This window comes from Thermomonas sp. (assembly GCF_025993755.1).
GTDB lineage: Bacteria > Pseudomonadota > Gammaproteobacteria > Xanthomonadales > Xanthomonadaceae > Thermomonas.
This window is the reverse complement of the sequence record NZ_JAMQHN010000179.1, coordinates 1-11,650: the sequence shown is the minus strand read 5'-3', so window position 1 is coordinate 11,650 and position 11,650 is coordinate 1. Positions and strand designations below refer to the sequence as shown.

The window sequence follows — 11,650 nt, the reverse complement described above, 5'->3', positions numbered from 1 at the left end:
TGTCGCAGTTCCGGGAATCGCTGCGCACGTCGTCTTTTCCACCGCGGCGCAGGCCGGGAATTCGCGCCGGAGATCCGGGCCATCCGCCGGCTGCCTCCCCGGCAGCGGATGCGCAGGGAGGCCCGCGGAAAATGCCAGCTTCCGCCCGGAATGACAGCCAGGCAAGGCCCGGCAGCAGCAGGCGGAATGGGCGGGAAGCCAGGATGACGGCCACGAGGGCGCCGGGCGTGATTTAGAGCTTTCACTCGAACACGCCATTAAAAATCCGTTATCAGGCAGAACTTCGGCGAATTGGGGCGGAAAACTGGACATCGCCGCCCGTTCGCGGGACACTGCGCGCCGATTTCCGGGGGATTTGCCTGCGCGCCGATGGCCAAACTGCTGCTCCTGCATGGCCCCAATCTGAACCTGCTCGGCACGCGCGAGCCGTCGGTGTATGGCCGCGTGACGCTGGCGGACATCGACGCCGATCTCGCCGCCCGGGCGCAGGCCGCCGGCCACACGCTGGAGGCCTTCCAGTCCAACGCCGAACATGTGCTGGTGGAGCGCGTGCAGGCGGCGGCCGGCGACGGGACCGCGTTCATCCTGATCAATCCCGCCGCCTTCACCCACACTTCGGTCGCCCTGCGCGACGCACTGGCCGCCGTGGCCATTGCCTTCATCGAGATCCACCTGTCCAACCCGCACGCCCGCGAGCCGTTCCGCCAGCACAGTTATTTCAGCGACAAGGCGGTGGGCGTGGTTTGCGGCTTCGGCGCGGATTCCTACCGCTACGCGCTGGACGCGGCGGTCCGGCGCCTGTCGCCCTCCTGAGCCGGGCCTCGGCCGCCTTTTCCTTGTCCTGCTGGCGCACGGCGCCTGATTGCCCCTTCACCTACGAGACACCCCCATGGACCTGCGCAAGATCAAGAAGCTGATCGACCTGCTGGAAGAATCCAACCTCGCCGAAATCGAGATCAAGGAAGGCGAGGAATCGGTGCGCCTGGCGCGCCTGCCCAAGGGCGGAGCCGCGCACGTCGCACACGCCCCGGTGCACGCGACCCCGCCTCCGGCGCAGGCGATGCCGATGCAGTCGCCGGTCCAGGCCGCCACCGGCGGCAGCCCCAGGCCCGACGCCCCCGACCTGCCCGAAGGCCACGTCGTGCGCGCGCCGATGGTCGGCACCTTCTACGCCAGTCCGGCGCCGGACAAGCCGGCCTTCGTCAGCGTCGGCCAGCAGGTCAAGGTCGGCGACACCCTCGGCATCATCGAGGCGATGAAGATGTTCAACCCGATCGAAGCCGACGCCGCCGGCGTGGTGCTGGCGATCCGTTGCGACAGCGGCGAGCCGGTGGAATTCGACCAGCCGCTGTTCGTGATCGGGTAAGCCGGAAACCGCCATGCTCGAAAAAGTCGTCATCGCCAACCGTGGTGAAATCGCGCTGCGCATCCTGCGCGCCTGCCACACCATGGGCATCCGCACGGTCGCGGTGCATTCCACCGTCGATCGCAACCTCAAGCACGTGGCGATGGCCGACGAATCGGTCTGCATCGGGCCGGCGCCCTCGTCCGAGAGCTACCTCAACATGCCGGCGATCATCGCCGCCGCCGAGGTCACCGACGCCCAGGCGATCCATCCCGGCTACGGCTTCCTGTCGGAGAACGCCGACTTCGCCGAGCGCGTGGAGCAGTCCGGTTTCATCTTCATCGGCCCACGCGCCGACACCATCCGCCTGATGGGCGACAAGGTCGAAGCGATCCGCGCGATGAAAGCCGCCGGCGTGCCCTGCGTGCCCGGCAGCGGCGGCCCGCTGGGCGACGATCCGGCGACGAACGCGAAGATCGCGGCCGAGATCGGCTATCCGGTGCTGATCAAGGCGGCCGGCGGCGGCGGCGGGCGCGGAATGCGCGATGTCCGTACCGAGGCGGCGCTGGCCAACGCCATCGCCACCACCAAGGCCGAGGCCAAGGCGGCGTTCGGCAACGACATGGTCTACATGGAGAAGTACCTGGAAAATCCGCGCCACGTGGAAATCCAGGTGCTGGCCGACGGCCAGGGCCACGCGGTGTATCTGGGCGAACGCGACTGCTCGATGCAGCGTCGCCACCAGAAGGTGGTCGAGGAAGCGCCCGCGCCCGGCATCACGCCCGAGTTGCGCGAGCAGATCGGCGCGGTCTGCGTCGAGGCCTGCCTGCGGATCGGCTACCGCGGCGCCGGCACCTTCGAATTCCTGTACCAGGACGGGCGCTTCTATTTCATCGAGATGAACACCCGCATCCAGGTCGAGCATCCGGTGACGGAGATGATCACCGGCGTCGATCTGATCCGCGAGCAGCTGCTGATCGCCGGCGGCGAGCCGCTGTCGATCCGGCAGCAGGACATCGAATTGCGCGGCCACGCGATCGAGTGCCGGATCAATGCCGAAGACCCCGACACCTTCATGCCCAGCCCGGGCCTGATCCAGCACTACCACGCCGCCGGCGGCCCCGGCGTGCGCATGGACACCCACATCTACGAAGGCTACCGGGTGCCGCCGAACTACGACTCGATGATCGGCAAACTCATCGTCCACGGCGCGACCCGCGCGCAGGCGATCGCGCGCATGCGGGTGGCGCTGTCGGAGCTGGTGGTGGACGGCATCAAGACCAACATCCCGCTGCAGCAGCGCATCCTCGCCGACGGCGGTTTCGCCCAGGGCGGCCAGAACATCCACTATCTGGAAAAGAAGCTGGCCGAACGCCGGGACAAGGCGCTGTCGGTGCTGTAGCCACTGCCGGGAGAGCGGCCCGACGCGGTTCAAGCCTGCGTCCCCACACGGGGCTCCACGAAAATCCCGCTGAACACGACTGCATCCGGCGCTGGCCGGGCGGCGCGCGGCAGGCGATACTTGCGGCCGGTTTCCTTTCCCGCCACGCCGCATGCCGGTTCTGCAATTCGACAGCGTCAGCAAGGTCTATCCCGGCCCGCGCAAGGCGCTCGAAGCGGTCAGCTTCGCCATGGACGCGGGCGAAATGGCCTTCGTCACCGGGCATTCCGGCGCCGGCAAAAGCACCCTGCTGCGGTTGATCCACCTGGCCGAACGTCCGAGCCGGGGCGCCGTCCTGTTCAACGACCGCAACCTGGCCGGCGTGCGCGGCGGCGCCATCGCCCGGCACCGCCGCGAGATCGGGGTGGTGTTCCAGAACCACCAGCTGCTCGCCGATCGCAGCGTGGCCGACAACGTGGCGCTGCCGCTGGTGCTGCGCGGGATGAAGCGGGCCGAGATCGGCAAGCGGGTACGTTCGATCCTCGAACGGGTGGGCCTGGGCGGGCGCGAGCGCGCCCTGCCAGGGCAGCTGTCCGCGGGCGAACAGCAGCGGGTCGGAATCGCCAGGGCGGTGGTCGCCGAACCGGCGCTGATGATCGCCGACGAGCCCACCGGCAACCTCGATCCCGGCCTGTCCGCCGAAATCATGGCGCTGTTCGCCGCCTTGCCCGAACGCGGCACCAGCGTACTGGTGGCCAGCCATGACATCGCCCTGGTCAAGCGCATGAAAAAGCGCGTGCTGGTGCTGGCCAACGGCAGCCTCGAGGACGACATCGCGCCGGAGGATCTCGCCGATGCCTAGTCCCGCCGCGCGCCGCGTCACGAAGGTGCACCACGGTCGCCTGGCCGCCTGGCTGGCCCACCACGGCCGCAGCCTGGGCACCAGCCTCGGTCGCCTGCTGGGGCGTCCGTGGGCGACCCTGCTCACGGCGGGTGTGATGGCGCTCGCGCTGGCGCTCCCGCTGGGGCTGTGGCTGGGCGTCCACAATGCCCAGCGGCTGGGCGCGCAGGTGCAGGCCTCGCGTGCGCTGACCGCCTTCCTCAAGCTCGACGTCGATGCCGCGCAGGCGCAGGCGCTGGCACAGACGCTGCGGCAGCGACCGGACGTGGCCGCAGTCGCCGTGATCACGCCCGAGCAATCGCTGGAGCAACTGCGGCAGCGCCCGGATCTGGCGCAGGCGATCGACGCGCTCGGGCCGGAACAGGCGCGCGCGGCCCTGCCCAGCCTGCTGGAGCTGACCCCGCGCGGCGCCGAGGCGCCGCTGGCGCAGGCGCTGTCGGCGCTGCCGCAAATCGAGCGCGTGCAGTACGATGCGCTCTGGCAGCAGCGGCTGCAGGCTTGGCTGGCGTTCGGCACCCGTAGCGTTGCGGTGCTGGCCGCCCTGCTGGGACTGGGCGCATTGCTGGTGGTCGGAAACACGGTGCGTCTGGACATCCAGTCCCGACGCGAGGAGATCGGCGTGCTGCAATTGCTCGGCGCCAGCGACGGCTTCGTGCAGCGACCCTTCCTGTACCTCGGTGCGTGGTACGGGCTGATCGCGGGCGCGATCGCGCTGGGCCTGCTGACGCTGGCCGGGCTGGCGCTGGCGCAGCCGCTGGCGGAACTGGCCGCACGCTACGGCAGCCGCTTCGCGCTGCGCGGGCTGGATCCTCTGCAGGCCGGCGCCGTGCTGGCGGGCGCGGCCGTGCTCGGCTGGACCGGCGCGGCCCTGGTCAGCGGGCATTACCTGCGCCAGACCCGGCCGCTGGAGCACTGACGATGGCCGAAAAGCACGACCTGCGCCACGTCGCCGGCGACGCCCCTCGGGTGATGGTGGTCGATGGCAGCAAGCTGGTGCGCCGGCTGATCTCCGACACCCTGCTCAAGGAATTGCCCAACGCGCAGGTCGTCGGCTGCGGCGGTCTGGCGGAGGCGCGCACCGCCCTGGCCGACGGCTCCGTCGATCTGGTGACCACGGCGCTGGTGCTGCCCGACGGCGACGGCCTGGCGCTGGCGCGCGCGGTGCGGCAATCGGCCGGGCAGGCCTACGTGCCGGTGATCGTGATTTCCGGCAACGCCCAGGAAGCGCTGGAAACCCGGATCTTCACCGAGGACATCACCGACTACTTCGACAAGAGCCTCGGGCAGGAGGCGCTGGCGGCCTTCGTCCGCGGCTACATCCACCCGGCCCCGATCGAGGGCGCGCGGGTGCTCTACGTCGAGGACAGCAAGGTGGTGGCGGTCGCCACCCGGCGCATGCTGGAACGTCAGGGCATGCAGGTGCTGCACGTGCTCAGCGTCGAGGACGCGCTCGAACACCTGCACAAGTTCCTCGGCCGCAGCGACGGCGACGTCGGCGCCGATCTCGTGCTCAGCGACGTCTATCTCAAGGGCATCCTCAGCGGCCGCGACCTGCTCAACCAGATCCGCGCGGTGTTCCACTACGGCAAGCGCAAGCTGCCGATGCTGATGATGACCGGCGACGAAAACCGCGAAAACCAGGCCGCGCTGCTGCGCGAGGGCGCCAACGACCTCGTGCTCAAGCCGATCGAGGAACGTCTGCTGGTGACCAAGGTGCTGTTCCAGCTGCGGCTGGCGAAGATGGGCTGAACGCAGCCAGGCTTGGCGGAAGGCCGGGATGCGGTCGGCGCGTGCGCGAAAGCCGGCATTCAGGAATGTGATGCGACGAAACCGGGCTGACGGCGATAAACTCGCAGTTTCCGTCAACGGATCGTGCCCATGCGCCCGCTGTTCCTGTCGTTTGCCGCCGCTGCCGCCGTCGCCCTCGTCGCTGCCGGCTGCGGCAAGGCCCAGGCCCCCCAGACCGCCAACGCGCCGACCGCCGCTCCCACCGTCGCTGCGGAGAACGTCGTGGACGAACATTCCTACGCCCAGCCGGACAAGGTGCGGATCACCGACATCGCGCTGGATCTGGCAGTCGATTTCGACCTGAAGCAGATCAGCGGCAGCGCGACCTACACGCTGGATTGGCTGGACAAGGGCGCCACCGCGCTGGTGCTCGACACCCGCGACCTGAAGATCGACAAGGCCGAGGGCCAGCGTGCCGACGGCAGCTGGGCGCCGCTGCAATTCCAGCTGGCCGCACCGGACAAAACCCTGGGCGCGGCGCTGACCATCCAGACTCCCGACCGTCCGGCCAGGGTGCGCGTCACCTACGCCACCTCGCCCAGCGCTTCCGGCCTGCAGTGGCTGGAACCGTCGATGACCGAGGGCGGCAAGCAGCCCTTCATGTTCAGCCAGTCGCAGCAGATCCACGCGCGCTCGTGGGTGCCGCTGCAGGACACCCCGCAGGTGCGCTTCACCTACAGCGCGCACGTCACCGCCCCGAAGGACGCGATGGTGCTGATGAGCGCCGACAACGATCCGGACGCGGTGCGCGACGGCGACTACAGCTTCAAGATGCCGCAGAAGATCCCGTCCTACCTGCTCGCCATCGCCGCCGGCGACCTCGTGTTCAAGCCGATTTCCGCGCGCAGCGGCGTGTGGGCCGAGCCGACCATGGTCGATCGCGCCGCCAAGGAATTCGAGGACACCGAAAAGATGATCGAAACCGCCGAGCAGATCTACGGCCCCTACCGCTGGGGCCGCTACGACCTGCTGGTGCTGCCGCCGAGCTTCCCCTACGGCGGCATGGAGAATCCGCGCCTGACCTTCGCCACCCCGACCGTGATCGTCGGCGACAAGTCGCTGGTGTCGCTGGTGGCCCACGAACTGGCGCACAGCTGGTCCGGCAACCTCGTCACCTTCGCCACCGACAAGGACGCCTGGCTCAACGAAGGCATCACCACCTACGTGCAGAGCCGCATCACCGAAAAGCTCTACGGCCGCGACGTCGCCGACATGGAAGAGGTGATCGACCGCGACGAGCTCAAGGACGAGTTCAAGACGCTGGCGCCCGACCTGCAGCGGCTTTCGCTCAAGCCCGGAACGCTGGCCGACCCGGACGACCAGTCCAGCGCCACCGTCTACACCAAGGGCGCCTGGTTCATGGAATATCTGGAGAAGCGCTTCGGCCGCGGCACGTTCGATCCGTGGCTGCGCGGCTACTTCGACCACTTCGCCTTCCAGAGCATCACCACCCGCCAGTTCCGCGACTACCTCGAATCCACCCTGCTGGCGCAGCATCCCGGCGTTGTCACAATGCGGGAAATCGACCAATGGCTGTACGAGCCAGGCATCCCGGCCGATGCCCCGCAAGTCGAGTCGCGGCGCTTCGCCACCGTCAACGCCGGCCGCATCGCCTGGCAGGGCAGCGGCAAGCTGCCGGACAAGAGCGTCACCGGGGAATGGAGCACGCAGGAATGGGTGCATTTCCTCGAAGGCATGCCGCCGACGCTCAAGCCCGAGCAACTGGAGCAGCTCGACGCCACCTACCACTTCACCGGCACTCCCAACGGCGAGATCGCGATGCGCTGGTATCCGCTGGCCGAACGCAGCGGCTACACGGCCGCGCGCGAGGAGATGGGCAAGTTCCTGGAACGGGTCGGCCGGCGCAAGCTGATCATCCCGATCTACAAGGCGCTGGTCGCCACCCCGGACGGGCTGGCGTTTGCCGAGCAGGTGTTCGCCAAGGCCAAGCCGGGCACCCATCCGATCACCGCCGGGACCATCGAGCAGGTGATTGCCGAGGGCAAGGCCAAGCTGGGCGACACGCCTGCGCCTGCGCCTGCCGCGCCCGCCGACGCCAAGCCGGAAGGCGGCGCTTCGGCGCCGCAGGCGGATCCCGCCGCGGCGCACTGAGCCCCTGACGCCTCGTGCTGGTCTGGGGCATCGCGCTGGCGTTGGCCGTCGCCGCGGCGACGGCCTTCGCCCTGTGGCGCGATCCGATGCTGCCGATCCGGCTGGAATTCGCGCGCCAGCGTCGCGCCGCCGGACTGGTTCGGGCGCAGGTCGAAGCCGTCGGCCATCGCTGGGTCTATGCCGCCAGCGCGAACGCCCGCAGCGACGCGACGGTCGTGGTGATGATCCACGGCTTCACCGGCAGCAAGGAAAACTGGTACCCGCTGGCGCGCGCGCTGCGCGGGCGCTATCGCCTGCTGATTCCGGACCTGCCGGGCTGGGGCGAAAGCGAGCGCAAGCCGGACGCGGTCTATGGCTTCACGGAACAGGCCGCCCGCGTCGCCGCCTTCATCCAGGCGCTTTCACCCGCGCATCCCGTCGTGTTGCTCGGCCACTCGATGGGCGGCGGCATCGCCGCGCTCGCGGCCGCACGCTACCCGCAGCAGATCACCAGGGTCGGGTTGCTGGACGCCGCCGGCGTGCGCTTTGCTGACAACCCGTTCGGGCTGGACGTGCTGGCGGGGAAGAACCCCTTTGCCGTCCACGATGCCGCGTCCCTGCGCCACTACATCGACACCGTCTTCTTCGACGAATCCAGCAAACCGTGGATCCCGTGGCCGGCGTCCTGGGGGCTGATCCGCCAGCGCAGGCGCGATGCGGACTTCGAGCAGGCGGTGATGGACCGGATCGGCCGCAGCGAGGAAAACCTGCTGCCCGGCGAGGAAGCCGGCGCCATCCGCCAGCCCGCCCTGCTGCTGTGGGGCCGGCAGGACGCGGTGATCGACCCCAGCGCGCTGGACCTGTACGCACAGCGCATCCCGCAGGCGCGCAAGATTCTGCTCGACGGCTGCGGCCACATGGCGCTGATGGAGAACGCCGACGCGGTGGCCGAGGCGGTCGTCGATCTGGTCGAAGCCGATGCCGCGACCTTTCAGGGCCGTACGGATCGATCGGCGTTGCCACGAACTCACACCCTTCCGTCGGAGCCTTGCCACCGATGAAAACCGCCGCGCTCGCCCTCGCCCTGTGCCTGCTCCTGCCTGCCTGCAACCGCGTCGATCCGCAGGCCGCTGCCGCCCGGCAAGCCGCCGACGAACAGGCGGCCGAGGCGATGGAAAAACAGTTCGAAGCCGCGGTGGCGGACCAGAACTGGCATCTGGCCAAGGGCTACGGCGACGTGCTGCTGCAGGACCATCCCGCCAGCGCGGCGGCGGCGCGGGTGAAACCCAGGCTCGAGGAGATCGCCGCCATGGCCGGGCAACAGCAGGAGGCCCGCCGACTGGAAGCCCTCTGGTCCTACGGCGACGAAGAAGTCAAAGGCGGCCACCAGCTCTCGGCCTCGATCTTCTCCACCGAGGAAGTGGACACCGACGGCAGCGGCACGCATCCGGTGCGGCTGATCTTCCGCGACCATCCCGAATGGGGCCGCAGCGCCTACCTGGTGCTGCAGGCCGGCGATTTCGACTGCTACAAGGGCTGCAGGCTCAAGGTGACGCTGGACGGCAAGGACCACGTCCTGCCCGGCTCGCGCCCGAACACCGACGAAGCCATCGCCATGTTCATCGAGGACTGGAAAGGACTGTGGAAGCTGGCCAAGGCTGGCAAACGCCTCACCATCGAATTCCCGACCCGGGACATGGGACGCCGCAGCGCAACCTTTGAGGTCGGCGGGCTGGACGCCTCGAAACTGCCGAAGTGGAACTGACGCAGCCGTCGCGCATCTGGCGTCCAGACGCCCCGGCCGCCCGCTGCTGACGACGCGCCCTCACCCCAGCGCGTAGCCGAACTGCTGGCGGAACTGCTCGGCGAATTCGTCGTAGTCGAAGCGCTGGTTCTGGGTGCCCGGATGTTCGACCTTGAGCGCGCCCATCAGGTTGCCCATGCGGCCGATGGTTTTCCAGTCGTAGCCCTTTTCGATGCCGAAGATCAGGCCGGCGCGGAAGGCGTCGCCACAGCCGGTCGGATCGGTGATCCGGCGCTCGTGCGCGGGCGGGATCCGGTGCAGCTGGTTATCGGCGTGGATTTCCGCGCCCTGCGGACCGCGGGTGACGATGTAGGCCTTGACCTTGCCGGCGATTTCGGCCGCGCTCCAGCCGGTGCGCTCCTGCAGCAGGTTCGACTCGTAATCGTTGACGCAGACGTAGTCGGCCTTGTCGATGAAGGCACGCAGCTCTTCGCCGTTGAACAGCGGCATCGCCTGCCCGGGGTCGAAGATGAAGGGCACGCCGGCTTCGGAGAACTCCTTCGCGTTCTGCAGCATGCCCTCGTAGCCGTCCGGACTGACGATGCCGATGCTCACGCCCGGCACGTCCTTCACGTGATTCTCGAAGCTGCGCATCATCGCGCCGGGGTGGAAGGCGGTGATCTGGTTGTTGTCGTGGTCGGTGGTGATGAAGGCCTGCGGGGTGAACAACTCGTCGATCACCTTGACGTGATCGAGGCAAATCTCCTGTTCGTTGAACCACTCGCGGTACGGCCCGAAATCCTGCCCGACGGTGGCCATCGGGATCGGCTCGCCGCCCAGCAGCTTGAGGTTGTAGGCGATGTTGCCGGCACAGCCGCCGAACTCGCGCCGCATCCGCGGCACCAGGAAGGACACGTTCAGGATGTGCACCTTGTCCGGCAGGATGTGGTTCTTGAACTGGTCGGGAAACACCATGATGGTGTCGTAGGCCAGGGAACCACAGATCAGTGCAGCCATTACCGCCTCGGGCATCGTCGGGTCGAACGCGAATGATAGCGCGCAGCGGTCGGGCGCCGTCCGCGACGGTTGCCTAGGCGAAACGGATTCCCGCCAGCCGCTCCAGCGCCTCGGCGTACTTGGCGCGGGTGCGGGCGATGACCTCCGCCGGCAGCTTCGGCCCCGGTGCGGTCTTGTTCCAGTCCAGCGTCTCCAGATAGTCGCGCACGAACTGCTTGTCGTAGCTGGGCGGGCTGGTGCCGATGGCGTACTGGTCGGCGGGCCAGTAGCGGCTGGAATCGGGCGTGAGCATTTCATCCATCACATGCAGCCGGCCGTCGTCGTCGGTGCCGAATTCGAACTTGGTGTCAGCCAGAATGATTCCGCGCTGCGCAGCGTGGTCGCGCGCGAAGCGGTAGATCGCCAAGGTCGCGTCGCGCACCGCCTCGGCCTGCTCGCGCCCGATCAGGTGGGCGGCGGTGGCGAAGTCGATGTTCTCGTCGTGGGTGCCGACGGCGGCCTTGGTCGACGGCGTGAAGATCGGCTCGGGCAGTTCCTGCGCCTGTTGCAACCCCTGCGGCAACGTGATGCCGCCGACCGCGCCGGTACGCTGGTAGTCCTTCCAGCCGCTGCCGATGATGTAGCCGCGGGCGATGCACTCCACCGGCACCGGCGTGAGCTTCCTGGTCACCACCGCGCGTCTGGCGTACAGCGCCGGATCCACGCCGGCAGGCAGCACGCTGGCGACGTCGATCCCGGTCAGGTGGTTGGCGATGATGTGGGCGGTCTTGCCGAACCAGAAATTGCTGATCTGGCACAGCATCTCGCCCTTGCCGGGGATCGGGTCGGGCAGCACCACGTCGAAGGCGGACAGGCGGTCTGTCGCCACCATCAGCAGGTGGCCGTCGCCGAGGTCGAACACGTCGCGCACCTTGCCGCGATGGATCAGGTTCAGGCCGGGCAGGTCGGCATGCAGCAGGGTGGTGGCCATGGGCGCGCGTCGGGTGGAAAGCGCGCATTTTAAGCCGTGACGGGCGGCGCGGCCTGTAAACTTGCCGGATCAATGCGCGCCGCCGCATTCGCCCGTCCACCGTGGAGCCCGCCGTGCAACCGACCGTCATCGCGCCGTCGATCCTGTCCGCCGATTTCGCCCGACTGGGCGAAGAAGTGGACGCCGTGCTCGCCGCCGGCGCCGACTGGATCCACTTCGACGTGATGGACAACCACTACGTCCCCAACCTCACCATCGGTCCCGCGGTGTGCGCGGCGCTGCGCAAGCATGGCGTGACAGCGCCCATCGACGTCCACCTGATGGTAGAGCCGGTGGACGGGCTGATCCCGATGTTTGCCGAGGCCGGCGCCAGTTCCATCAGCTTCCACCCCGAGGCCAGCCGCCACGTCCAC

11 protein-coding genes and 1 pseudogene are annotated in these 11,650 nt (G+C 68.5%); 10 read left to right on the top strand and 2 right to left on the bottom strand.

Annotated elements, in window-relative coordinates:
• Positions 1-369: 369 nt before the first annotated feature.
• From aroQ to Q0X16_RS12810, 9 genes are all read left to right on the top strand, one after another.
• Positions 370-813, top strand: a complete 444-nt coding sequence (aroQ, locus tag Q0X16_RS12850; protein ID WP_297835149.1) for a type II 3-dehydroquinate dehydratase — start codon at positions 370-372, stop codon at positions 811-813.
• Between the two features lie 76 nt (positions 814-889).
• The gene (accB, locus tag Q0X16_RS12845; protein WP_297835147.1) at positions 890-1,366 is read left to right on the top strand and encodes an acetyl-CoA carboxylase biotin carboxyl carrier protein; all 477 of its coding nucleotides are present in this window, start codon (positions 890-892) and stop codon (positions 1,364-1,366) included.
• Positions 1,367-1,379: 13 nt separating this feature from the next.
• Positions 1,380-2,747: an acetyl-CoA carboxylase biotin carboxylase subunit gene (gene accC / locus Q0X16_RS12840; RefSeq protein ID WP_297835144.1), complete on the top strand. Its 1,368-nt coding sequence runs from the start codon at positions 1,380-1,382 to the stop codon at positions 2,745-2,747.
• Positions 2,748-2,898: 151 nt separating this feature from the next.
• Positions 2,899-3,588, top strand: a complete 690-nt coding sequence (locus Q0X16_RS12835; RefSeq protein WP_297835141.1) for an ATP-binding cassette domain-containing protein — start codon at positions 2,899-2,901, stop codon at positions 3,586-3,588.
• The gene (ftsX, locus tag Q0X16_RS12830; RefSeq protein ID WP_297835138.1) at positions 3,581-4,543 is read left to right on the top strand and encodes a permease-like cell division protein FtsX; all 963 of its coding nucleotides are present in this window, start codon (positions 3,581-3,583) and stop codon (positions 4,541-4,543) included. Before Q0X16_RS12835 ends, ftsX begins: the two co-directional genes overlap by 8 nt.
• Positions 4,544-4,545: 2 nt before the next feature.
• Positions 4,546-5,376, top strand: a complete 831-nt coding sequence (locus Q0X16_RS12825; protein ID WP_297835135.1) for a response regulator — start codon at positions 4,546-4,548, stop codon at positions 5,374-5,376.
• 129 nt (positions 5,377-5,505) lie between these two features.
• The gene (locus Q0X16_RS12820) at positions 5,506-7,527 is read left to right on the top strand and encodes a M1 family metallopeptidase (RefSeq protein ID WP_297835133.1); all 2,022 of its coding nucleotides are present in this window, start codon (positions 5,506-5,508) and stop codon (positions 7,525-7,527) included.
• A gap of 14 nt (positions 7,528-7,541) precedes the next feature.
• Positions 7,542-8,567 carry an alpha/beta hydrolase gene (locus Q0X16_RS12815; RefSeq protein WP_297835130.1) on the top strand — a complete coding sequence of 342 codons (1,026 nt, stop codon included), beginning with the start codon at positions 7,542-7,544 and terminating at the stop codon, positions 8,565-8,567.
• A complete protein-coding gene (locus Q0X16_RS12810) occupies positions 8,564-9,271 on the top strand; it encodes a hypothetical protein (protein WP_297835127.1) in 708 nt (235 codons plus the stop codon). Before Q0X16_RS12815 ends, Q0X16_RS12810 begins: the two co-directional genes overlap by 4 nt.
• Positions 9,272-9,331: 60 nt before the next feature.
• Here the strand turns inward: Q0X16_RS12810 and Q0X16_RS12805 are convergent, their stop codons facing one another.
• Positions 9,332-10,267: a carbohydrate kinase family protein gene (locus tag Q0X16_RS12805; RefSeq protein ID WP_297835124.1), complete on the bottom strand. Its 936-nt coding sequence runs from the start codon at positions 10,265-10,267 to the stop codon at positions 9,332-9,334.
• Positions 10,268-10,340: 73 nt separating this feature from the next.
• Positions 10,341-11,237: a phosphoribosylaminoimidazolesuccinocarboxamide synthase gene (locus tag Q0X16_RS12800; RefSeq protein ID WP_297835122.1), complete on the bottom strand. Its 897-nt coding sequence runs from the start codon at positions 11,235-11,237 to the stop codon at positions 10,341-10,343.
• Positions 11,238-11,350: 113 nt separating this feature from the next.
• Between Q0X16_RS12800 and Q0X16_RS12795 the strand changes: the two are divergent.
• Positions 11,351-11,650: pseudogene (locus Q0X16_RS12795) on the top strand (ribulose-phosphate 3-epimerase); the annotation flags it as partial.

Bases quoted from the DNA above. Each gene is read 5' to 3' on its own strand.
- aroQ (WP_297835149.1), top strand. From the start codon at position 370: ATGGCCAAACTGCTGCTCCTGCATGGCCCCAATCTGAACCTGCTCGGC.
- accB (WP_297835147.1), top strand. From the start codon at position 890: ATGGACCTGCGCAAGATCAAGAAGCTGATCGACCTGCTGGAAGAATCC.
- accC (WP_297835144.1), top strand. From the start codon at position 1,380: ATGCTCGAAAAAGTCGTCATCGCCAACCGTGGTGAAATCGCGCTGCGC.
- Q0X16_RS12835 (WP_297835141.1), top strand. From the start codon at position 2,899: ATGCCGGTTCTGCAATTCGACAGCGTCAGCAAGGTCTATCCCGGCCCG.
- ftsX (WP_297835138.1), top strand. From the start codon at position 3,581: ATGCCTAGTCCCGCCGCGCGCCGCGTCACGAAGGTGCACCACGGTCGC.
- Q0X16_RS12825 (WP_297835135.1), top strand. From the start codon at position 4,546: ATGGCCGAAAAGCACGACCTGCGCCACGTCGCCGGCGACGCCCCTCGG.
- Q0X16_RS12820 (WP_297835133.1), top strand. From the start codon at position 5,506: ATGCGCCCGCTGTTCCTGTCGTTTGCCGCCGCTGCCGCCGTCGCCCTC.
- Q0X16_RS12810 (WP_297835127.1), top strand. From the start codon at position 8,564: ATGAAAACCGCCGCGCTCGCCCTCGCCCTGTGCCTGCTCCTGCCTGCC.
- Q0X16_RS12805 (WP_297835124.1), bottom strand. From the start codon at position 10,267: ATGGCTGCACTGATCTGTGGTTCCCTGGCCTACGACACCATCATGGTG.
- Q0X16_RS12800 (WP_297835122.1), bottom strand. From the start codon at position 11,237: ATGGCCACCACCCTGCTGCATGCCGACCTGCCCGGCCTGAACCTGATC.